Genomic DNA, 23206 nt, shown 5'->3' on the forward strand with positions numbered 1-23206 from the left:
CGTGATCTAAGGCGTCAGCGCACGTGCCTAGCAGTCTATTAGTAGATAACCTCGCCACCCAGGTTGCCAGTTTATGGCGGCGTAAACAGGCCCCGCTATTGCTGGCCATTTCCGGCATGCAGGGAAGTGGTAAGTCAACCTTGAGTCAGAACCTAATCAAGCAGCTGTACGGGGATAATATTACTGGGGTTGCGGTATCGCTTGATGATTTTTATTTTGATGCCAATGAACGAGCACAGTTAGCACAGCAAGTCCATCCACTGTATCAACAGCGTGGTCTCCCAGGCAGTCACGATCTGGCTTTATTGCAACAGGTACTATGCGACTTTAAACAGCAGCGGGCGTTACTATTACCGGTGTTTGATAAAGCATCAGATAATAAGCTCAGCAAGAGCCAATGGCGGCCAGTGCCAGAGGGGGCGCAAGTATTAATCGTAGAAGGTTGGTGTGTGGGGGTAACCGCTCAGCCAGCTGCGCAGTTGGGTTATGACGTCAATGATTTTGAACGAAAACACGACCACGATGGCTACTTTCGCCACTGCGTTAATCGCCTGCTAGCGACTAACTACCAGGAAGTATTTGAGCAATTTGATGGGCTTGTTTTTCTTAATGGTCAGAGTTTTTCACGGGTTTATCGCTGGCGCTTACAACAAGAGCACGCGTTACGGGCGCAAACCGGCAAAGGCATGACGGATGAGGAAGTATTGGCATTTATTCAGCCTTTTCAAAGGCTGTCGGAGTGGGCCGTAACCAGTTTAAGTGAAAGCGCCAACGTGGTGGTTGATCTTGGTGAGGATCGCGAGGTATTAACTGTTCGTGGTCAGTTATAGAGTGCCAGCCTGCGCTCAAGCAATACTTGTGAACACAGGCTGGTAATATAGTCCGTGCTTAAGAAGCTAAATCTTCAACACCGACGATAAGCCAAGGGGCATTACCTGAGGTTTGACGCTCAAGGTGCCAAATTTCATGAATGGGTTCTTCTTGCATATCGCCTAAGTCTCGATACTTACCAGTAAACTTCACGCTGATTTCCCAAACATGGGGGTGAGTATCAGCACGTACCATTTCGGCATCGACAAACATCACTTCCGTCTTTACATCGCCTTGGGCTTCGCGGTCTTGTTTAAACTCAGCCACAAGCTCCGGACTTAAGTACTCTGAGATAGTGGCGAAATCATTGTCATTCCACGCTTTTTGTATGGTTTGATAATGTTGTCTTGCCCCTTGTAAGAAGCCATTAATATCGAAATCGCGGGGTAAGTTCAGTGGCACAGACGTCGCGCCAAACCCACCACCAGAGCTTTGGGGACTAGATTGGCTAGATTGGAATTGTTGCGAGTTGTAGTTAGATGAGTGCGGTGCTGCGCCAGCATAGCCTGGGTGTTGGCGCTTTAGTAATGCCGATTTTACTAATTTAAAAATAAAAAAGGCCGCACCAGCAAGCAGAAGCATCTCTAGCAGTTGAAAGCCCTCAAAGTCGTCACCTAGCATGGCTGCAATTAAGCCACCGGCCAATAAGCCGCCTAAAATGCCACCCATGATCCCCTTTTTGCTCGACTTGGTTTTGGTGGTTTTGCTATTAAGAGTTTGGGTATCCACTTTCTTTTGCTGGGTAGTGGTGGTTTGGTGGGTTTTACCGCTACTGCGCTTACCAAACTTTTTTCTGGCTTCAGCATCAAAGCTAGTACCAATCACTAAGGCTAACAAAGTGAATAAAACAATGAAATTTTTCATGATTTTCCTATCTAAAAATAAACTGATGCTATTGTAATGAAGTTGCTGATGCTTTGAAATAGCCGTTGTAAGACGGTTTTAATAAATGGGCGCTAAGCGCCCATTTACCGCGTTATAGCCAGCGCAAAGAGGTTTGCACCGCGGACTGGAAGTGTTGCAATGGGGCACTCTTATCGCCAACCAAAATGGTATTGGCTCTATCGTTGTAGGCAATCAAGCCGGAAAAACGGTTATCTGAAAACTGGTCACTGCCATCAAGGGTGGCTTGTTGTCCGGTGGGCACCACAAACACAGTTAAAGGACCAAACTCGGATTGCATCACTAAGTGCAGACTCTTTTGTCCTTTAAAATTACAAAAAGTGGCAAACACCACTTTGCCCGGCAAGTCATCAAATTTACCACCAAACATGGCAAGCTTTTCATTCACTTGCTGCAATGGAATGGCATCTTCGCGCTTAAGAGCGCTGGATTCATGATAGACATGCGCCAGCGCATGTTGCCCGGTATTCAGCGGTTCGCCAAAGCCGCCAAAATAAAAAATGAGTGCTGCAAAAAGCGTACTGGCAGCCACAGCAAAGGGCATAGTTGCTCGTCTAAACCAGCTCACTTTGCCGTGCTCTTGGTTATTGGCCACTTCGGCCTTTTGTTTGGCGATAATTTTATCGGCCAAATCATCCGGTACTTCGATTGCCATCGACTGATTGAGAAACTCATCGAACTGCTGCATTTCAGTGACAATGCGCTGTAATTCTGGCTGGGCTTTGGCCGCCGCGATAACTTCTTCATCGTGTGGATCGGCGAATAATCGACGCCTAAATTCGAGTTCATCCATCAATTTGATGCCCCCTTAATTGGTTCATAGCCTGCTTTTAATGCCTCTTTTAATTGATTTCTGGCCCGGTAGAGGCGAGTCATTACGGTGTTTTTGTTTAACTCCAAAATAGTAGCGATCTCATCGCCAGAGCAACCCATCACCACTTGTAATAACAAAGGTTCCTTATATTCGGTGGCAAGTGCTGCAATTTGACGTTGCACCACGGCTTGCTCAGCGCTGTCGTCTAAACTGCTACTGCGCTCATCGACTAAGGTATCTTGCTCAACATCGCTGTAATCAAACTGTTTGCGCTCAAAGCGTCGGGCGTTTTCTCGTCGTAAAATAGTTAATAACCACGGCTTGGCGGCGTCTTTCTCTTGTAAAGAGTCAAGCGCGCGCCAAGCCCGCAAAAAAGTTTCTTGGACTAAGTCTTCTGCTATTGTCGGATCACCTGACAACCAATAAGCGAACTTATAGAGCTCTTTGTGATATGCCCGAACCAGCGACTCATAATGGGTTTGTTTACTGGTCATATTTACAAGACCTACCTTATTGCAGGTTTATTTCATCAATTATGCATTTTTTTGTTTACTGAGCTAATTAAGCATAACAGAGCCATAAAAGAAAAGCGCCAAATGGCGCTTTGCTTTAGTATAAACTGTCTAGCGGTGTTGTACTTTGTTGTTGTAAGTGTGCTTTCTCTGCTTTTTGCAGTGCTTGGTATAAGCTTTTTAAGTTTATCTCGCCAGTACCTTTGCCATATAGACTGGCTTGCAAGGCATGCACTTGGCTTTGCACTTCACTAGGTTGAGTTTTTAGCCAGTCAGACAAGCTTTGCTGTTGCTGGTGTAGGTATGCCAGCAGGGCTTGATAAAAAGCCTGAGGATCGTCCTTTTTGACTGCGTCTGCAAAACCCATATTACGTGGCTGATTGACTTCAGCTTGGGCAAGTGGTTTGGCGGTTGGGCGCGCCTTATGGAATAACCACCAAGCCACAACCGTGGCCAGCCATAACAGATAGCCTAGTGCAGTAATTAACCATAGCCACTGCGGAATGTGGTTTTGCACTGTGGTTTCGGCTGTTGTTGCAGAGTCTGTTAGCGCACTAGCGGCGCTTTCACTGCTGCTGGTTGGCGCCACCGTTTTACTTTGATTTGGATCTGCTTTGATGGTGATATTTTTGGCCGGTAAGGTCGCAAATTCTTGGCGCTTAGTGACGGTGTTAAACCAAGGCAAGGAAACTTCTGGCAAAACAAACTCACCTGAGCGTTGGGGCAAATAAGCAAAAGACACCAGCAGTTGTGAAATCACTTTGCCATCGCGAGTAATTTGTTTACGCTCAGAGGTATCTGGGTAGATCCTAAAGCCTTCCACCTCTTCCATATTAAGCTCAGGTAGCTGCTCCTTAGTCACACCTACTGCGGTTAAAGTGAAAGTACGTGTCAGTGGCGTGCCCACGGTTACATTGGTGTCTTGCGGTTGCCATTCAGCGGAAAAGTTGACGTACTCACTGGGCAGCCAATTATCAGCGTGTTCACTGGGGATGGGGTTGACCGTCAACTCGATGGCTTCAGCCACTGCAGAGACAGCCATGCGGCGATACCCTTCGCGGACTTGGCCGTTAAATACCGGTGGTTGTATGGTGATGTCACCACTTCTTTGTGGCTGCAGCATGTATTCTCTGGTGATCACCATATAACGACGGCCATCAACGATTTCATATTCTTCTTGCTGTTTGCCCAGCTGAGTCACAGTGGCACCCTCGGCTTCTGGGGCACTTAATTGACCGTCTAGTAAGTCTTGGCCGATATAAAGCTTAACGGTATACAGTCCAGCTTGTTGTACATAAAGGTTGGTGCTATCGAGCGTTGCTTTAACGAAAATATCCTTGCTTTGCTCATCGTCTTGTTGCGCTACCACATTGAGGGTGATGGGCTGGGTTTTGGCACCATCGACCTCAAAGGCCGGAATAGTGTACTCACCTGGGGTGCGGGCAACCAGTTGCACTTGCCAACTGGTTGAGCTGGTCATACTGCCATTAATAATACTGGTGCGCGAACTGGTGCTTACTGGACTGGTGACAAAGTTCTGGCTCAAGGCTGAAACGTCTGGAATGGTGCCTTTCACTTTACCTTCGGCGGTGATGGTGAGGGTAAAGTATTCGCCAGCAAGCACTGGGTTTTTATCGACACTAGCAGTTAAATTATCCAAAGCCAGTGCCGCTTGACTCGATATCAACAAAGACAATAGCAATAGAATACGTGTTACCATGATTTTTCAACTCCTCGAGGTAGACGTCTTTGTTTACGCTGTTGTGATTCTAGTAGCATTTTATTTCTCAATAAGATTGCAGGATCGTCTGGCACTTTGCGTAGCAGCTGATTAAGTTGCTGTGCCTTTTCTATTTCTTCTGGGGTCAGTTCGCGGCCTTGCTGCGCCATCATCTTGTCTGCTTGTTGTTGCTGTTGTTGTGATTGTGGTTGCGCTTTAGCGTCAGCCGTGACTTCACTGGGATCCGCTGGTTGCTGTTGTGGTTGACCAGGCTCTGGATCTGCATTGGCAGCCAGTTCTGGCTGATTATTATTCTCCTGACTATTGCCGTCGGATTGCTGTTGCTGATCTTGTTGGTCCTGCTGACCTTGTTGGCCTTGCTGACCTTGTTGGTGTTGCTGACCTTGTTGGCCTTGCTGACCTTGTTGGTGTTGCTGATCTTGTTGGTCTTGCTGATCTTGTTGGTCTTGCTGACCTTGTTGGTTTTGCTGACCTGGTTGGTCTTGCTGGCCTTGTTGGTTTTGCTGACCTTGTTGGTCTTGCTGACCTTGTTGGTCCTGCTGACCTTGTTGGTCTTGCTGACCTTGTTGGTCCTGCTGACCTTGTTGGTCCTGCTGACCTTGTTGGTCCTGTTGACCTTGTTGCTCTTGCTGATCCTTTAACTGTTGCACGAGTGCCTTATTTTGTTGCGCTTGCTCGAAATCTGGCTGCTTAGCCAATGCCCGGTCGTAGGCTGCAATGGCGTCATCAAGCTGACCGAGTTTCGCCAGCGCATTACCAAGGTTATATTGAGCCTCAGCAGAGGGTTGCTGGCGTAATACATCGGCCGCCTGCTGAAAGTCACCTTTTTTATATAATGCCGCGCCTTTTAATACCGAGTTGCTGGCATGACTGGCTTGGTCATAATCATCATTTTGATAGGCCGCAAGGGCGTTCTGATCTGTGTTTTTAAACCATTGAGACCACTGTGCAGCATAGGCGTGTTGTTGTGGGAACAAACACACCAACAGTACCGTGCTAATTGCGATGGCGTGATTGCGCAGTAACAGCAGTGCCATAGGAATTAATAAAACCAGTAAATAAACGCCAGCGTCAATGCGCCACTTGGTGTTGGTTTGTTGCTCATCACTGGGTTTGGCGTTACTGGCACTGGGCTTAAAGGCCTGGATATCGCGACCATCAGCAGTATAACTGGCATACACACCGTCTTGGCTGGCTGCGAGCTTTTGTAATCTACTTTTAACCAATTTTGGTACCACTATCTGACCATATTGGTCTTTTAGAAAGCCCCCTTCAGGTAAGTTGATGGGCGCTCCTGCAGCGCTGCCAATGCCGTATACACTGAGGGTAAAGTTACTGCCTTGGAGTAAAGCCCGAATGTCTTCGCTTTCATTTTGTTCAATACCATCGGTGAGCAAGACAATGCTGCCACGATCAAACCCTGCACCTTTAAGTAGACTCACGGCTTGGTCAATTCCGGCAAGCACGTTCGAGCCTTTGCTGGGCATGATTTCAGGGCTGAGGCTTGGAATTAGGTTTTCTAAGGTCGTAACATCGGTGGTTAATGGTGATACGGTAAAGGCATCTCCTGCGTAAGCAATTAACCCGGTTTCGCCTTCTTTAAACAGTTGTAATAAATCTAAGGCTTTAAAACGGGCTTGGGTTAAGCGGTTTGGAGCAATATCGGTGGCATACATAGAGTATGACATGTCCATTACCATGACTCGAGGTGCTTGAGTTTTAAACACTGGCACTTCACGCTTTTCAATACTCGGGCCCGCAATGGCGATAATAGCAAGCAAGAAAAAGGCAATACTAAGCCAAGCTGAAATGTGCTTTTGGCCAGGCTTTTTTTGCTCACCCATCACCACCTGAGCTAAGTGTGGCGCAATTAACTGTTGCGACTGCTTAGCGCCTTGGTTGCGCCAGTGAAGCAGGCTGTATAGCATCCAAGGTAGTAATAGCCACAGTAGCTGTGGACGGATAAATTCAAATTCCATCAGGTTACCTCCGCAGCCAGGCTGTTAAAACAACACTGCAGCGCGCTAAAAACACCAAGGTTAGCACTGCCAATAGCGGCCAATAGAATAATGCCAGTTTGGGTCGAAACGTTTGGGTTTCGTCACTGATCGGCTCAAGTTGATCGAGCATGGCATATATTTGCTGTAACCCGGCGACATCTTTGGCACGAAAATATTGGCCACCGGTTTCTTTAGCGATGTGTTGTAAGGTTTTTTCATCAATACTGCTGCCCGCCATGGAGTTGAAGCCAAATAGCCCAAAACCACGCTTGCCATCAGAGCCAACGCCAATGGTATACACTTTTATGCCTTCTTCGCGGGCCAACACTAGGGCTTCATCGGGCTCCAAATTACCGGCGGTGTTTTGACCATCGGTGAGCAAAATTAAAATTTTATTGCTTTGCTCGCGCTCACCAAAGCGCTTTACGGCTAAACCAATGGCATCGCCAATGGCGGTGGCACGGCCAACTAAACCAATTTGTGCTTCACTGAGCATTTGACTCACGGTGTTGAGATCTCGGGTTAATGGCGTTTGCAAAAACGCCGTGTCGCCAAACAGGATAAGGCCTAAGCGGTCGCCTTGGCGCTCAGTAATAAAGTCACTGACCACGGCTTTCACCACCGAAAGGCGGTCGACACTGCGACCTTGATAGTCCATATCTTGCTCTGTCATCGAGGCCGATAGGTCAACGGCGAGCATAATGTCTCTGCCTTCGTTTGGCACTACGATAGGGTCGTCCAACCACGTTGGGTTAGCAGCTGCAATTACCAGCAGCAGCCAAACTAATGCCTCTAACCAGTTTATCGACTTTCTTGGTTGCAGTTGTGAGTGGCCTGCAATGGCCATTTTAGCCAAGCTTGGAATGCGTAGCTTAATGCCAGCCTGAGCTTTACTGGGTTTAAATTTGGCAATGAGCCAAGGCAAAGGCAACAATAAAAACGCCCAAGGCCAAGCAAACTCAAACATAGCGCTTCTCCTTAACGTTAAAGGTTTTAATCGCGGTGATAAGCTTTGCTTGTAAGGTCGCACTTGGATTAGGGGAATAGAGTGAGTCGAGTTCTTGGCGAGTTAACGCGGCTTTGGTGACCTTGGCTTGAAACTCAAGCCAAGGCTCAGCACTGAGACTGGCATACTGTTCACCGTAATAGTGTTTCACTAAGCGTTTTAGAATTAAATGTAACTCTTGTGCTGATTGCGCAGAAGTACTTAGTTTAACGGCATGCTTTTTGGCACGCAGGTGCTGTTGCCGAAGGTAAAAATAGCGACAAATGAATACTAGCAGTAATACAATGGTGCCGATCAGCGCCCACATGGGATAGGACAGTGGCCACCAGCTTACGCTTTGTGGCACAACTACGTCGTTAAGTTGTGCTAACGGATCCGCTTGCATTTAACCCCTCACTAACTGTAATTCGATTGGTAGAGATGCATCATAGTGTTGTAAAGTCATGCCAGAGCGTCGCAACAGCGCTATCTGCTGCTCAAAAAAGCGCTCGGCGTGGTGCGAAAACTGCTCTCGAAACTGTTGATCCATTAATGGCAAGGTCCATTTATTGCCCCCGTCAGTGGCTTCAATGGCTTGGCCATAATGCGGCAGTTGCCGTTCAAATGGGTCGGTTATCATACAGGCAATGACTTCATTATGGCGTGTGGCACGCTCTAGCAATTTGAAACTGTCTTCATCAAGCGCGGTGAAGTCTGAGACTAAGTAAATTAAGCTACCGGGCTTGGCTAAATGAACCAGTCGTTTTAAGTTTTCATTAAAACGGTGGCCATTGGTCGCTGCATCGCGGCTCTCTAAAGCTTGTTGATGCAAACTACACAGTTGATGCGCTAATGCCAACACACCACGGTCGCGGGCCATGGGCTTTAACTCGTGGTGATGCTGGTCATTAAATACCACGCCACCAACACGGTCACCACGGGCACAAGCAGACCAAGCCACTAGTGAGCTTAAATGCGCTGCCAGAACTGACTTTAATAGCAATTGTGAGCCAAACAGCATGCTGGCAGACAAGTCGCAAAAGACAAATACTGGGCGTTCTTTTTCTTCTTGGAATAACTTGGTGTGGGTTTCACCGGTACGGGCGGTGACGCGCCAATCAATGGCACGAATATCATCACCATATTGATACTGTCTTACTTCCGCAAATTCCATTCCACGGCCTTTGTGTGGGGCAAGGTATTGGCCTGCTTGGGCACTTTTGACCTTGCCACGGGGACGCAGCGACAATAAATGCGCTTTCGATTTATAGTACAACAGCTCTTTTAAGTTCAGTGAAGCGCCATCACTGTGACTTTCATTAAACCATTGTAATGCATCAAACGGCTTTTCTTTTTTCATAACGGCTTAAGGTACAGCAATCAATTCTAAGATTTTGCTGATCACTTGGTCTTTGCTTACGCCATCGGCTTGGGCTTCATAGCTAAGAATAATGCGATGGCGTAACACGTTGTGCACCACAGCCTGAATGTCTTCTGGGGTGACAAAGTCCCGTTGTTGTAACCAAGCATGGGCCCGGGCGCATTTATCTAAGGCGATAGTAGCTCGGGGGCTGGCGCCATAATCAAGCCAGCTGGCTAATTGAGCATCGAACTTGGCAGGCTCTCTGGTGGCAACAATTAGTTGCACTAAATACTGCTCCAGAGGCTCTGCAAGGTGCAGCGCCAGTACTTTTTTACGTGCTGCAAACAAGGTTTCTTGGCTAATGGCGCTAAAGCTGGCGGTTGCTTGCTCTAATGCTTCGCCGCGGGTGAGACGTAAAATATCCAATTCAGTTTCGGCATCTGGGTAATCGATGTTTAGGTGTAATAAGAAGCGGTCTAGCTGTGCTTCAGGCAGTGGGTAAGTACCTTCTTGCTCGAGCGGGTTCTGGGTTGCCATTACCATAAATAACTCGGGCAAAGTGTAGGTGTTTTTACCTACGGTTATCTGTCTTTCTGCCATGGCTTCTAGCAGGGCAGACTGAACTTTGGCCGGTGCCCGGTTGATTTCATCCGCCAAGATGAGGCTGTGGAACAAAGGCCCTTTTTCAAACACAAACTCATTGGTTTGTTGGCGGTAAATATCGGTACCCGTAATGTCAGAGGGCAATAAGTCGGGGGTAAACTGTACCCGCTGAAAGCTGCCTTCTATGCCTTTGGCCAGAGCATTCACTGCTCGGGTTTTAGCTAGGCCCGGCGGTCCTTCAACCAACAAATGCCCGTCGGCCAGTAACGTGATAAGCAAGGCTTCGGTAAGCGCGCTTTGTCCTAGGATTTGCGTATCTAAATAGTGTTTTAGTTGCGTAAATTCGTTTACTGCCATGTGACTGCCTTTTCTCGCGAAAAAATTAACTTAGTTATATGGACTTGGTGCCAATAATCAAGGGGATTAGACCGGCAATTTTGCAAAAGTTCATAAATTTTCAATAACAATTTCAAATACTTTGTGATTGTTTAAAAAAGCAACTAAAGTAGTCCTTTACGGTTTGAAAAACACCCAATTCGTGTTTTGCTATTGGCAACTCGGGTTTGGTTGTTTAGAATCGGAGGAAATTAACAGGTCAGACCTGTCAGCGGGAGAGCAAATTCATGTCTGAACAAAACATACTAAAAACAGCTAAAGGCGACCGTATCGCCATTGTAAGTGGCCTGCGTACGCCATTTGCGAAACAAGCAACGGCCTTTCACCATGTGCCAGCACTTGATCTAGGTAAAATCGTGGTCAATGAGATGCTTGAGCGTCTGAACTTCGACCGCAAAGAAATCGACCAACTTGTCTTCGGTCAAGTGGTGCAGATGCCAGAAGCGCCAAACATTGCACGTGAAATCGTCTTAGGCACTGGCATGCCGGTATCAGTAGACGCTTACTCGGTGTCGCGAGCCTGCGCTACCAGTTTCCAAGCCATTGCCAATGTCGCCGAAAGCATCATCTCTGGTCAGGTTAACGTGGGCGTTGCTGGTGGTGCAGACTCGTCGTCGGTACTACCAATTGGCGTAAGTAAAAAATTAGCTGGCAGCTTAGTCGACCTAAACAAGGCGCGTACCTTAAAGCAACGACTACAGATTTTCTCAAAATTAAGATTGAAAGACTTAATGCCTGTTCCTCCTGCTGTTGCGGAATACTCAACTGGGCTGTCGATGGGACAAACCGCCGAGCAAATGGCGAAAACCCATGGTATTAGCCGTGCCGATCAAGATGCTATGGCGCATCGCTCACACAGCCTGGCAGCGAAAGCTTGGTCTGAAGGGCTATTGGATCAAGAAGTTATGGCCGCGCACGTAGAGCCTTATAAGAGCTTTATTGATAAAGACAATAACATTCGTGAGAACTCGTCACTGGAAGGCTATGCCAAGTTGAAGCCGGTGTTTGATAGAAAACACGGCTCGGTGACGGCGGCGAATGCCACACCACTTACTGATGGTGCCGCAGCGGTGCTGATGATGAGTGAAAGCAAAGCCAAAGCTCTGGGTTACGATATTTTAGGCTATGTCCGTAGCTTTGCGTTCTCGGCCATTGGTGTGCAAGAAGACATGCTAATGGGTCCGGCACATTCAACGCCGGTAGCACTTGAGCGTGCGGGGATCACATTAGCCGATTTAGATCTGATTGAAATGCACGAAGCGTTTGCCGCGCAAGCCTTAGCTAACATGAAAATGTTCGCCTCCGACAAGTTTGCCCAAGAGCAATTAGGTCGCAGCAAAGCCATAGGTGAAATTGACATGGATAAATTCAATGTCAACGGTGGCTCACTGGCTTATGGTCACCCGTTTGCAGCCACAGGGGCACGTTTGATCACTCAGAGCTTACATGAACTTAAGCGTCGTGGTGGCGGACTTGCACTGACCACAGCGTGTGCCGCAGGTGGTCTTGGAGCAGCATTTGTATTGGAGAGCGCATAATGTCAGTATTTTCTTATGAACTAAACGAACATCGCGTAGCCATTGTTACCATTGATGTGCCCGATGAAAAGATGAACACCTTGCGTGACTCTTTCGCCGATGAGTTATTGCAGCTTATTGCAAAAGGCAAAGAAGACGACGTCACCGGTATGGTGTTTATCAGTGGTAAAGACGATAACTTTATCGCCGGCGCGGATATCAAAATGCTGGATAACGCCAACACTCGCGATGATGCCTTGGCACTGTCTGAAATGTGTCAAAAAGCCTTTTTCAAAATGGCGGAATTGCCATTTCCAACCGTTGCTGCCATTCACGGCCCTGCGCTTGGCGGTGGCTTAGAGTTCGCTATGGCGTGTGATTACCGGGTTTGCACCGATGATGGCAAAACCAAGCTGGGTCTACCAGAAGTGCAATTGGGCTTACTGCCTGGTGGCGGTGGTACGCAGCGTTTACCAAAATTGGTGGGGATCCAAAAAGCGCTAGAGTGGATGCTAACCGGTAAGCAGGTTCGTGCTAAGCAAGCGAAAAAAGCCGGCTTAGTGGACGATGCAGTACCACAAAGCATTTTGTTGGAGGTGGCGATTAAATTGGCACGCCAAGGCAAGCCAAAGCCACGTAAGCCGAAATTGGATCGCATCAGCCAATTGTTAGAGTCAAATCCATTTGGTCGCAATATCATTTTCAAAAAAGCGCAAGAAAACGTCGATAAAAAAACTGGCGGTCATTACCCTGCACCAGCGGCGATTATCAAAGCGGTAAGAGCGTCTGTTGAGCTGGATAAGCTAAAGGCGTACAAAACAGAAGCAGAAGGCTTTGCCGATTTGGTGATGTCTGAGGTATCAAAGGCACTGCGCGGTATTTTCTTCGCCACCACGGAAATGAAAAAAGAATTCCAAAGTGACGAGTTAGCACCTATCAAGCGTACTGCGGTGCTAGGCGGGGGCTTAATGGGCGCTGGTATTACCCATGTCAGTGCGGTGAAAGCAGGCACTCCGGTGCGTATTAAAGACGTTAGCCACCAAGGGATCAGCAATGCTTTAAATTACACCTATAAGATCCTCACAAAACGTCAAAAGCGCCGTATTATTTCGAAAGCTGAGATGCAATCTACGCTGAACATGATCACTGGCACCACCGACTATTCTGGCTTTAAGCACACCGACATGGTGATAGAGGCGGTATTTGAAGATCTAGAGCTGAAGCAATCTATGGTTGCGGACATTGAGCGTGAATGCAGTGACAATACCATTTTTGCTAGTAACACCTCATCTCTACCGATTGCCCAAATTGCAGAAAAAGCCGCACGTCCAGAAAACGTCATTGGTCTGCATTACTTCTCACCGGTTGAGAAAATGCCACTGGTGGAGATCATTCCTCATGAAGGCACCAGTGAAGACGTCATTGCTCGTACGGTGTCTTTTGCCCGTAAGCAAGGTAAAACGCCAATTGTGGTAAAAGATAAAGCGGGCTTTTACGTTAACCGTATTTTAGCGCCTTACGTTAATGAAGCGGCGAATTTATTGTTGGCCGGTGAACCCATCGAGAAAATTGACCAAGCCTTGGTTGAGTTTGGCTTCCCAGTAGGGCCGTTGGCCTTACTTGATGAAGTGGGCGTTGATATTGGTTCTAAAATAGCGCCGATTTTAGAAAAAGAACTGGGTGAGCGTTTTAAAGCGCCTGATGCTTTTGCCCGCATGATTGAAGCAAAACGCTTAGGTCGTAAAACCGGTCGTGGCTTCTATAACTACCAAGGTAAAAAAGGCAAGCAAGTGGACGAGTCAGTCTATGAGCTGCTAGGCATTACCACTTCACCTAAATTGAACAAGCAAGAAATTGCCAACCGTTGTGTTGCCCAGATGCTTAATGAAGCGGCGCGCTGTTTGGATGAAGGCATTGTTCGCAACGCTCGTGATGGTGATATTGGTGCCATTTTTGGTATTGGTTTCCCACCGTTTATGGGTGGTCCATTTAGCTACATCGATAAAAAAGGTGCCAGCAAATTGTGCTCTGAACTATCAACGTATGCCGTTGATAATCCAGCATTTACACCTGCTGAAGCCTTGGTGGCTAAGTCAGAATCCGGGAAAGGGTATTACTAACCACCTATTTCTCTTGTTGTCTAAAGCCGCTGCAAAGCGGCTTTTTTGTTGCTGAAACCCGCTTGCAAAAAATAAAGCGATGACCATAAGCTGGTTAGCCCCTTTTACATTAGGGGGTAAAAACCTTACAATCTGCGCCCAGAGTTTTGTTGTGGCGAAGTTTGATGCACCAAATAACCGATCTGATACGCATTTTTAACGGTCTATTTTTGACTGAATTGAATACCGAACTGGTCGCCGGTGATGACGAGCCAATTTACTTGCCTGCCGATGCCGAGCATCGCCATCACCGTATCGTGTTTGCCCATGGTTTTTATGCCAGCGCCTTACATGAAATAGCCCATTGGTTGGTGGCAGGGGCAAAACGCCGTGATCAAGAAGACTATGGCTATTGGTATTGCCCTGATGGCCGCGACAAAGCCCAGCAACTGGCGTTTGAGCAAGTGGAAGTGAAACCCCAGGCCATTGAATGGGCACTGAGCGTGGCTGCAGGCTTTAACTTCAATGTCTCTGTGGACAACCTAAATGGTGCACAGACTTGCCGCTTTAGCTTTCAGCAGCGCGTACACCAACAGGTATTGCAGCTGTTGCAATCGGGCTTTAATCGCCGTACGCAAATGCTACTCAACGCCTTAAGTGAATTTTACCAAACCCCTTGGCCGTTGCAGCCGAGTCAGTTTGTGTGGCAGATCCCTGCCGACATTACCTTGGAGTGCGAAGATGCAATTTAAACTTGGTTTAATCGTCAACCCCGTTGCAGGGTTAGGTGGCAGTGTTGCCCTCAAAGGCAGTGATGGTGTCGATACCGCACAAAAGGCTATCGCGCTTGGGGCCACACCCAAAGCCAATCTCCGCGCTGCCACGGCGTTAAAAGAGCTGCTAGAGCAGCAAGCGCAAATTAGCATTTACACAGTTTCAGGTGAAATGGGACAGACGGTTGCCGAGCAACTGGGCTTTGACACCACCGTGGTGTATCAGCCGCAGTCAGCGAGCACCTGCGCAGAAGACACAGAGCAGGCAGCCAAAAAGCTGCTTGAGCAAGACGTGGACCTTATTCTCTTTGCCGGTGGCGATGGCACGGCACGCAATATTTGTCACGCGGTGGCGGATGCCTGTCCGGTTTTAGGGATCCCCGCAGGCTGTAAAATTCACAGCGGCGTTTATGCTATTACGCCAAAGGCCGCTGGTCGAGTTGTGCAATTGCTGGTGTCTGGTGAGTTAGTATCGATTTCTGAAGCCGATGTTATGGACATTGATGAGCAAGCGTTTCGTCAGGGCACGGTCAAGGCTAAGCGCTATGGTGAAATGCAGGTGCCGACTGAGCTTAGGTACGTTCAAGCCGTGAAAAATGGCGGTAAAGAGAGTGACGAACTGGTGCTTGCCGATATTGCGGCGTATGTGGTTTCTGAAATGGAAGAGCATGAGACCTACATTATGGGTTCTGGTTCCACCGTTGCTGCTGTAATGGCGGAAATGGGCTTAGAAAACACCCTGCTGGGGGTGGATGTGGTCAAAGATCAAGAGCTAGTGGCGCAAGATCAAACCGCCAGCCAGTTACTGGATTACGTCGACGAACACAGCAAAATTGTTATTACTCTAATTGGCGGGCAAGGCCATATTTTTGGCCGCGGTAACCAGCAACTGAGCCCAGAATTAATCAAACGGGTAGGCAAAGACAACATCATTGTTATTGCCACCAAAACCAAGTTAAAAGCCTTAGCAGGCAGGCCATTAATTGCCGACACCGGAGATGAAGCCTTAGACGAAAGCTTGTCTGGTTTTATCAAGGTGATCACGGGGTTTAACGACCACGTGATGTATGCGGTGGGTCATCAAGAATAATCTAGGAATACCTATGTCAATGAATGAATATATCGAGCAAGCACAACAGTTTTTTGATGACTTAGTGGATAGAGCCAGCGACGATGAACTGTTTGCTGGTGGTTACCTGCGAGGTCACTTTGACCTAGCAGTAGGCTATGCACAAGTGGAACAAGCCGAGTTGTCTATTGCTGAGCTTAACCAACATGTGGAAGAAAGCTTAGTTAAGGCGTACCGTAATGGTGAGCTAAATGAAGAGGATAAGGCGCTGGTTGTGGCCATTTGGGAACAAGTGCAGCGCCTAGCTAAGTAAGCCTGCACTCGAATTAGCCAGTGCCTTACAGCGGTAGGGCACTAGCGATAAATAAACTGCCAATATAAATACCCCAACGCAAAGCCAAACAGGTAAAATAAACCAATATAAGTCAAAAGTTTAACTGCCCATGTTTGCTTTTGAAACAGCGCTCCACGCACCAGCCCTAAGTTCATTGCCGCAAAAATTGGCGTGGTGACGAACGCCGAGGTCATGGCAAACATTAACATGCTCTTTAAGTCCGCCTTAAAAAACAACACCAGCAATAAGCCCAAAGTGGCTTGCAGTAAGACAATCGCCGTGTAGGGGTTAGTGTTACGTTGGGGTTTAAATAATTTCACTGCTTCACTGAGCACTCGGGCGTAGCCGTCTAACACCGTAATCGTGGTGCCAAACATGCACAGCACAGCCACAGCAGCAATAAGCCAACGGGACCACTCGCCAATGGTATTGGCGTACATATCGATGAGCTGCTGAGAAAACGCAATGCCCGCTAACTCGATAGGCTTATTCTGACCATATTGCATCAGCATGCCAAGCACGACAAACACCACCGCCAGCGCCACAGTAACAAAATACCCCACTTTAAAGTCCAGCATAATTTGCCCAGGAGTGAGTTTGGCTTTGACCATTTTGGTTTTTAACCAGGCAGAATTGATGGCTGAAATTTCAATCGGGGCTGGCATCCAGCCCATTAATGCCACTAAAAAGCCCAATAGTGCAATATCAAAAGGCGATACGGGATTGGCAGGAGGCGCATGAGCGGGGCCATTAATCACGGCAATCACCAGTGCAGCCAAAGTGGCGAGGGTTAAAATCAGCATCACCCACTTACTGGTTAAATCGAGGAGCTTATAATGACCAATAAGTAACATACTCAGGCACAGCACTAATAACGCTAAGCTCAACAATTCAATATTAATGCTAAATGGCAGGCTATAACTTAATAAACTGGCAGTAAGCAAGACTACGCCTGCGGTATTGACGATGGCGGCAAAGCTGTTGAGCAACACAAACACCTTAAAGCCAAAGCGATAGTGTTGATAGTATCCTTCCACAACCGTCTTTTGCTGTTCACAGGTGTAGGTTACGGCAAACTTAAAGAAAGGGTATTTAATGACGTTTACCAATACAATCAGCCAGATAAGTTGAGAGCCAAACAGTGCTCCAGCTTGGGTTGACGACACTAAGTGCGAGCCACCGATAGCGGCGGTGGCCATAAGAATTCCAGGACCAAATGCGGCCATCTTTTGTTGCAGGGAATGAAGTGCTGACAATCTGATTTCCTTATATTTTTTCAGCACAGTCTACGAAGTTTTGGCTGCGACGGCAATGTTGCGAATTAGGAGTACTCTAAAAAGTACTCCTCTAAGTCTTCTTTAATATCTTGATAGTCGTCTTCATCGAGGTTGAGTACTTTAAGTACCTCTTCTTTCATTAAATGCCAGTCAGGAGCGGCGACAAAGCGCTTATTAATATGGACAAAGTTTTCGGCCATTTTCAGCGCTGCAAACGCCAATTGTTGATCTTGGTCTTTGCAATTGACTAAGAAACTGGGGTCATGGTGGCATAAAATCAGCTGACAGATGGACTTAGGTAAATTCCAGGAACTGGCGAGGTAGTAGCCAATCACCGCATGATTGGTGCGATACTTTTGCTCTTCATGATCCACTAATAATCGCTCATAATCCTTGTTTGCCGCAATCAAGGTTTCCATATAATCACTGTAATTTACCGCCATGGCGGCGATACCGGCATCGTGGAATAGCCCTAATAAATGTAAGTTTTCTATGGGGACGCGAGATTTTAACTTATTGCCAATCACGATAATGCTGTCGGCGATGTCACTGGCGTTATCCCAAAAGCGCTCGAGACTAATACAGCATTTACTTTGCTCAAAGGATTGCTTAAGCAAAAATCCGGTCACCAACTGGCATATAGAATCTAGCCCTAAAAAAACCACAGCTTGTTTGACATCGGTGACAGTGCGACTTAAGCCATACAAGGGAGAATTGATGATTTTTAATACCGCCGCTGAGGTGGCGACGTCTTTGGCAATAATGTCGGCTACCTGATTTAAATTTTGCGGTTCACTCTCTAAGGCATCTTGTAGTTGTGCGAGCACACTGGGTTTGGGTGGCAGAGTAAAACCTTGTTTAACGTCGGCTAACACTTTATCGTCGAGTTCAATCATAAACAACACCATGAAACAAAAGGGACTGAACAATAATAGATGAAAAAAATGGCTTGGCGCTGATGTAAGACAAAAAATCAATGAAACTGGATATTAAAGCAGCAAAGAGTTTCTCTTCACGGAACGTAGACTTGCTTAATATGTAAATAGTAAGTTATGGTTAAGCAATTTTTTTCTCAGGGCAATGGTATGCAGGAAACACAACAAGCGAACGAGCAAAACTCTGCAATTACCCGTTTTTTAAACGGTATTGAACGGGTGGGGAACAAGCTTCCCGATCCGGCGATTATATTTCTTTCAGCAATGATCTTAATTTGGTTATTGTCATGGCTGTTTTCTGGCGTTGAGTTTAGCGCCATCGATCCCAGAACCAACCAAGCAATTGTGGTTAACAATCTGTTAGACCCGAACGCCATGGCTGGTTTTTTAGCGACCATGGTGAAAACTTTTACCGGCTTTGCGCCTTTAGGAGTGGTACTGGTTGCCATGCTGGGTGTTGGGGTTGCTGAGCATTCAGGCTATATCAATACCGGCCTGAAAATCATGCTTAAACGCACTCCGCAAGCACTGTTAACGCCTTCAATTATCCTTATTGCGATTGTCAGCCATACCGCGACGGATGCCGGTTATGTTTTGGTAATTCCACTTGCTGGGGTGATTTTTTATGCTATGGACAGACATCCTTTGGCGGGGATTGCAGCGGCATTTGCTGGGGTGAGCGGTGGCTTTAGTGCTAACTTTATCCCATCTGGCATTGACCCGTTACTGCAAAGCTTTACCCAAAGTGCGGCACAAATTATCGACCCTGATATTGCCATTAACCCACTAAATAACTGGTTTTTTACTTCGGCATCAAGCCTGTTCATTGTGCTTTTAGGTTGGTACATCACCGATAAAATCATTGAACCACGCCTTAAATCAACGCAAATTGATGGCGATACCGAAGACTTACCGTCTTTTGGTGAGATTACCAGCAAAGAGAAAAAAGGTTTTGTAATTGCCTCGTTGGTGATGTTAGCAGGCATTGCTGCACTGGTGTATGCATCAAGTGGTGAAGATTCTGCACTGCGCAGCCCATCAGGAGCCTTAACTGACTTTAGCGCGCCATTAATGCAGTCCATTGTACCGCTTATCTTCTTATTATTCTGGATCCCCGGTGCCGTGTACGGCTTTGTGGTAGGCACCTTTAAAACCTCTAAAGACATGATTGATGCCATGACCAAAGCCATGAACAGCATGTCTTATTACATTGTAATGGCGTTTTTCTGTGCCTTATTCATCAGTGCCTTTAGCCACTCTAACTTAGGTGCGTTGTTGGCCATTGAAGGGGCACAAGTGTTGAAAGCCTTGGCATTGCCGAGCTATGTAACCGTGATTGGTATTATCTTCCTTACGGCGTTTGTGAATCTCTTTGTTGGCTCTAGCTCGGCAAAGTGGGCGTTACTGGGTCCGATTTTCGTGCCCATGTTGATGCAACTGGGTATTTCACCGGATTTAACCCAAGCAGCATACCGCGTAGGTGATTCTGGCTCGAATATTATTACGCCATTAATGCCATACTTCCCCTTAGTGGTGGTGTATTGTCAGAAATACGTGAAATCCACCGGGATTGGTACGCTTATCGCTATGATGTTGCCTTATTCCATCGCCTTCTTGATTGGATGGAGTATATTCTTATTGATTTACTGGATGCTTGGCATTCCACTGGGGCTGCAGGCAAGTTACCTCTACCCAGCGGCTGGCATGTAGATATTTAAAAGTTCGAAAGCGCTGCACATTGCAGCGTTTTTTTTGCGCAAAAAAAAGCGTAGCTAGAAGCTACGCTGACAAACTCAATATAATCAAGGGGAGTCTATGGCAAGTGATTCTAAACAGGCGAGTTGACAGCTAGGTTATTTTTATATGAAAGAAATATGACAGTGAGCCATAGCTGTTTTGTAGTTGCTACTATTGCTGTTAAACGCCATTGTCACGGTTGCTTATCGTAAAAAAGTGACTAAAAGTCGATGATGTTTTAGGTTTTGTGGCGATGCTAATATCCTCAGTGAGGTTTTGAATGTTAAGAATTACCCTTGAACAATGGCGTATGTTCCGTGCCGTGGTGGAGTATGGTGGCTTTAACCAAGCGGCAAAAGAAGTGCATAAAAGCCAATCCAGCATTCATACTGCCGTGCATAAAATTGAGCAAGGATTAGGAGTACAGCTTTTTACCATTGAGGGGCGCAGAACCAAACTCACTGAAGCGGGGGAGATGATGTTGCGTCGAGCAAATTACTTGCTTGATGAAGCCGCCAAGGTAGAAGCCGTTGGTCAAACCTTAGCAGAAGGAGTTGAAGGGCAATTGCGCATTGCTGTGGATGAGATTTTCCCGCAACAGGTGCTGTACAAGGTACTGGAAAACACCTCGTCACAGTTTCCATTACTGCGGGTTGAATTAGTTGAGTCGGTGCTCACTGGAGCGTCTGAGTTATTGCAAAATACCGATGTTGATATTGCCATTTCACCGGTGACCTTGGCGGATGGCTTTAGTGAAGAGCTGTGCCAAATTGAGTTTATGGCGGTGGCTCACCCAGAACACCCACTGCACCAATTTAACCGTGAATTGACCTTTGAGGATTTAAAATCTCAGCGCCAAATCGTGGTTCGAGATTCTGCCATTAACCGTAAAAAAGACGAAGGCTGGTTGGGCGCTCACCAGCGCTGGACGGTAAGCCACATGACCACTTCCATAGACATGATCACACAGGGACTTGGCTTTGCTTGGTTGCCGGTATCAGCAATAAAGCAACAGCTTAGTAGTGGCCAGTTGAAACCTTTGCCACTGACTCAGCAAAGTCAACGCCGCGCACAGTTGCATCTGATCTTTAAAGACGGCGATAGGCTCGGGCCCGCTACCAGGGCATTTATTGGCGAGTTGCGTTACCACTGTATGCAACTGGAGCAAGCTGGTGAGTAAACCAGTAGAGCTCTTTTAACTGGCGGTATTGATATGATTGAGGTGTTATTAAAACCATGACCGCGCCTGCATTTACTTCTGTGCTTCAGACAGAACCCACTCAACTGCTGGTCATTGCTCTGGTGGTGTTGTTGAGTGGTATTTCAAAGTCTGGCTTTGCGGGGGCTTTAGGGGCATTTTCAGTGCCTTTACTATTACTGGTCATGAGCCCCAAAAATGCCATTGCCTTGATGTTGCCGCTGCTTATTGTGGCCGATGTGTTTAGCTTAAAGAGCTACTGGAAATTATGGCATTACGCCGAGCTTAAACGTTTGTTACCAGGCACCTTTGCGGGTATTGCATTGGCGACTGTGTTTTTACAAGGGGCGAGCGAATTTTGGCTCACTGTCGCCATTGCCGGTCTCAGTGTGGCATTTGGTGTTCGCGGCGTGTTCTTTCGTCACAACAAAGTCAGCAATGCTAAGCAAGTCAATGTGCTTGCCGGGGTAACTGGTACATTAGCTGGGATCTCCACCACCCTGATCCACGCTGGTGGTCCGCCGCTAATGGTGTATTTCAATAGCCGAACTGTATCGACCAGTGGCTATATTGCCACCGTGGCGGTGATTTTTGCACTGATGAACGTGGTGAAATTAGTGACCTTTAGCGCCACTGGGTTATTGCAGCTGGAACACGTATTGCTGGCGTTGTGTTTTATTCCGGTGGCTATGCTGGGGAATAAGTTAGGTATCATGATTGCCGCCAAACTTGCGCCGGGACGCTTTGTTAAGGTAATGAATGCACTGCTTATTTTGCTGGGAATCGCGCTTATTATCAAATTACTCTAACTGCGCACAACGATGCGCAGTTAGAGAAGAAGGGACTACTGCTGACGCTCCATTTCTTGTTGGTAACCATCAGCCAGGCTGTCTTTTTCGTCTGCGTCTAGCACTTTGCCTGCGCGCTGGAAAAACGCTTGCTCTTCATCTTTGAGATGGTGTTCAACTTTCTCTTTTAATTGCTTCATTTTCGCCAGCCAGCTGGGATCTGAAAATTGCGTATTATCCAAATCAGCAATCATCTCATCTATTTCATGGTGCTCAGCCATGCCGTGGCGAGAATCTTCAATGGTCATGTCACTGTCCATCAGTGGTGAGTAGAAATAGCGCTCTTCTGCAATGGCGTGTGCTTCAAGCGCTTCTTTTAACTCATGATAATATTTCTCTCGGACTTTGCTGTCGCCGGATGTGTCCACCAGCATAGACAGTAGTGCTCTTTGGTGATCATGGTCTTGCTTAATAGCGTTGAATATTTCCATGTTGATCCTCCTGTTATTAACTAATTACGCGAGCACTGTGATGCGACTTTAAGTACTTCATCACTTTACTGCGTTGTGATTCACTGTTGGGTTTGATTATGATTGCCCATTTACCCTTAGCGATGCTTGAGGTCATCGATTGATTAAAAGCATCCTTGTCTGGTCGTAATGAGATCAACCCCGATGCGAATAAACCTAAAAACAACCCCGGGCTCAGCAGCGCGATGAACGTGAGGTAGGGGTTTGCTTGAGTAAAAGCCGGTCCGTAACTTACTAAGGCGCCTGCCACAAGAAATCCAATAACCACGCCCATGGAGCCAAGGTAAAGGTGCCAATTAAGCATATTGCTGCCAATTTCCTTTTCCCTATGTTGTTTCAACTGGGCATCAGCGTCTTTGTCATTCGGATCCATGATTTTGATGTGCTTTTGCTCGGCTAAGTTTTTTTCCAGTAGTGCTTCTTCTAGGCGCTCTGCGCTTTGTTTATCGTTCACAGCGGCGCCTACTCTTAAATCAGCACATGAAAGAATGTCGATATCGGCCATAACGCCTCCCGATTAATGCTGTGATGTGAATACTGTTGCAAAGCCTGTTCCATAACCCTGCCGCCTATAACTTATTGTATTTATTGGGGATAGTGGAGTCGTTCATGATGAAGTATAAAATTTCAATGCCATCAGAAATTTTTACCGAGTAATAATCACAACATCTGCTTGGCAACACATGCTATCTCTTGGCAAGTTTTAACGGTTAACTGTAATGGTTATTTTACATATAGGAGAGGAGCGACGCTGATCCATCT

Annotated in this window: 22 protein-coding genes; 9 read left to right on the plus strand and 13 right to left on the minus strand. The window is 47.0% G+C overall.

Features of this window, described 5'->3' with window-relative positions; translation table 11 throughout:
- Window positions 1-23: 23 nt before the first annotated feature.
- Entirely contained in the window at window positions 24-830 is an 807-nt protein-coding gene (locus ACNKW2_RS07840; protein WP_419148059.1) for a P-loop domain-containing protein, read from the plus strand.
- Between the two features lie 58 nt (window positions 831-888).
- On the opposite strand, the gene ACNKW2_RS07845 is transcribed toward ACNKW2_RS07840, so the two are convergent.
- The 9 genes from ACNKW2_RS07845 to ACNKW2_RS07885 all read right to left on the minus strand — a co-directional run bounded on the left by ACNKW2_RS07845 (window position 889) and on the right by ACNKW2_RS07885 (window position 10148).
- Window positions 889-1734 (minus strand): Tim44 domain-containing protein, encoded by an 846-nt coding sequence (locus ACNKW2_RS07845; protein WP_419148060.1) that lies wholly within the window; start codon window positions 1732-1734, stop codon window positions 889-891.
- A gap of 112 nt (window positions 1735-1846) precedes the next feature.
- Window positions 1847-2566 carry a DUF3379 family protein gene (locus ACNKW2_RS07850; RefSeq protein WP_419148061.1) on the minus strand — a complete coding sequence of 240 codons (720 nt, stop codon included), beginning with the start codon at window positions 2564-2566 and terminating at the stop codon, window positions 1847-1849.
- Window positions 2566-3081: a sigma-70 family RNA polymerase sigma factor gene (locus ACNKW2_RS07855; protein WP_336565061.1), complete on the minus strand. Its 516-nt coding sequence runs from the start codon at window positions 3079-3081 to the stop codon at window positions 2566-2568. The genes ACNKW2_RS07850 and ACNKW2_RS07855 overlap by 1 nt, the downstream gene beginning before the upstream one ends.
- Before the next feature lie 115 nt (window positions 3082-3196).
- Window positions 3197-4819 (minus strand): BatD family protein, encoded by a 1623-nt coding sequence (locus tag ACNKW2_RS07860; RefSeq protein ID WP_419148062.1) that lies wholly within the window; start codon window positions 4817-4819, stop codon window positions 3197-3199.
- Entirely contained in the window at window positions 4813-6819 is a 2007-nt protein-coding gene (locus ACNKW2_RS07865; RefSeq protein ID WP_419148063.1) for a VWA domain-containing protein, read from the minus strand. Before ACNKW2_RS07865 ends, ACNKW2_RS07860 begins: the two co-directional genes overlap by 7 nt.
- A gap of 4 nt (window positions 6820-6823) precedes the next feature.
- Window positions 6824-7807: a vWA domain-containing protein gene (locus ACNKW2_RS07870; RefSeq protein ID WP_419148064.1), complete on the minus strand. Its 984-nt coding sequence runs from the start codon at window positions 7805-7807 to the stop codon at window positions 6824-6826.
- Window positions 7800-8231 (minus strand): DUF4381 domain-containing protein, encoded by a 432-nt coding sequence (locus ACNKW2_RS07875; RefSeq protein ID WP_419148065.1) that lies wholly within the window; start codon window positions 8229-8231, stop codon window positions 7800-7802. The genes ACNKW2_RS07870 and ACNKW2_RS07875 overlap by 8 nt, the downstream gene beginning before the upstream one ends.
- On the minus strand, window positions 8232-9185 hold the full coding sequence (locus tag ACNKW2_RS07880) for a DUF58 domain-containing protein (protein WP_419148066.1): 954 nt from the start codon (window positions 9183-9185) through the stop codon (window positions 8232-8234).
- Between the two features lie 6 nt (window positions 9186-9191).
- The gene (locus ACNKW2_RS07885; protein ID WP_419148067.1) at window positions 9192-10148 is read right to left on the minus strand and encodes an AAA family ATPase; all 957 of its coding nucleotides are present in this window, start codon (window positions 10146-10148) and stop codon (window positions 9192-9194) included.
- A gap of 266 nt (window positions 10149-10414) precedes the next feature.
- Here ACNKW2_RS07885 and fadI point away from each other — a divergent pair, with 266 nt between their 5' ends.
- From fadI to ACNKW2_RS07910, 5 genes are all read left to right on the plus strand, one after another.
- A complete protein-coding gene (gene fadI / locus ACNKW2_RS07890) occupies window positions 10415-11725 on the plus strand; it encodes an acetyl-CoA C-acyltransferase FadI (RefSeq protein ID WP_419148068.1) in 1311 nt (436 codons plus the stop codon).
- Entirely contained in the window at window positions 11725-13824 is a 2100-nt protein-coding gene (fadJ, locus tag ACNKW2_RS07895) for a fatty acid oxidation complex subunit alpha FadJ (protein WP_419148069.1), read from the plus strand. Before fadI ends, fadJ begins: the two co-directional genes overlap by 1 nt.
- A gap of 164 nt (window positions 13825-13988) precedes the next feature.
- Window positions 13989-14555 carry an elongation factor P hydroxylase gene (locus ACNKW2_RS07900; RefSeq protein WP_419148070.1) on the plus strand — a complete coding sequence of 189 codons (567 nt, stop codon included), beginning with the start codon at window positions 13989-13991 and terminating at the stop codon, window positions 14553-14555.
- Window positions 14545-15666 carry an ATP-NAD kinase family protein gene (locus ACNKW2_RS07905; protein ID WP_419148071.1) on the plus strand — a complete coding sequence of 374 codons (1122 nt, stop codon included), beginning with the start codon at window positions 14545-14547 and terminating at the stop codon, window positions 15664-15666. Before ACNKW2_RS07900 ends, ACNKW2_RS07905 begins: the two co-directional genes overlap by 11 nt.
- Window positions 15667-15679: 13 nt before the next feature.
- Complete coding sequence (locus tag ACNKW2_RS07910) at window positions 15680-15958, plus strand: YfcL family protein (protein WP_336565049.1); 279 nt, start codon at window positions 15680-15682, stop codon at window positions 15956-15958.
- A gap of 41 nt (window positions 15959-15999) precedes the next feature.
- Here ACNKW2_RS07910 and ACNKW2_RS07915 read toward each other — a convergent pair whose 3' ends face one another.
- A complete protein-coding gene (locus ACNKW2_RS07915) occupies window positions 16000-17235 on the minus strand; it encodes an NRAMP family divalent metal transporter (protein WP_419148072.1) in 1236 nt (411 codons plus the stop codon).
- A 65-nt stretch (window positions 17236-17300) separates the two neighbouring features.
- Window positions 17301-18152: an HDOD domain-containing protein gene (locus ACNKW2_RS07920; RefSeq protein WP_419148073.1), complete on the minus strand. Its 852-nt coding sequence runs from the start codon at window positions 18150-18152 to the stop codon at window positions 17301-17303.
- A gap of 189 nt (window positions 18153-18341) precedes the next feature.
- Here ACNKW2_RS07920 and ACNKW2_RS07925 point away from each other — a divergent pair, with 189 nt between their 5' ends.
- The 3 genes from ACNKW2_RS07925 to ACNKW2_RS07935 all read left to right on the plus strand — a co-directional run bounded on the left by ACNKW2_RS07925 (window position 18342) and on the right by ACNKW2_RS07935 (window position 21935).
- Complete coding sequence (locus ACNKW2_RS07925; protein ID WP_419148113.1) at window positions 18342-19901, plus strand: AbgT family transporter; 1560 nt, start codon at window positions 18342-18344, stop codon at window positions 19899-19901.
- A gap of 307 nt (window positions 19902-20208) precedes the next feature.
- Window positions 20209-21108 (plus strand): LysR family transcriptional regulator, encoded by a 900-nt coding sequence (locus ACNKW2_RS07930; protein ID WP_419148074.1) that lies wholly within the window; start codon window positions 20209-20211, stop codon window positions 21106-21108.
- Between the two features lie 56 nt (window positions 21109-21164).
- A complete protein-coding gene (locus tag ACNKW2_RS07935) occupies window positions 21165-21935 on the plus strand; it encodes a sulfite exporter TauE/SafE family protein (protein WP_419148075.1) in 771 nt (256 codons plus the stop codon).
- Window positions 21936-21970: 35 nt separating this feature from the next.
- Here the strand turns inward: ACNKW2_RS07935 and ACNKW2_RS07940 are convergent, their stop codons facing one another.
- Together ACNKW2_RS07940 and ACNKW2_RS07945 are read right to left on the minus strand one after the other, a co-directional pair.
- Entirely contained in the window at window positions 21971-22405 is a 435-nt protein-coding gene (locus ACNKW2_RS07940) for a hemerythrin domain-containing protein (protein ID WP_419148076.1), read from the minus strand.
- A 16-nt stretch (window positions 22406-22421) separates the two neighbouring features.
- On the minus strand, window positions 22422-22949 hold the full coding sequence (locus ACNKW2_RS07945; protein WP_419148077.1) for a hypothetical protein: 528 nt from the start codon (window positions 22947-22949) through the stop codon (window positions 22422-22424).
- Window positions 22950-23206: the final 257 nt, after the last annotated feature.

This window comes from Pseudoalteromonas 'SMAR' (assembly GCF_048515945.1).
GTDB lineage: Bacteria > Pseudomonadota > Gammaproteobacteria > Enterobacterales > Alteromonadaceae > Pseudoalteromonas.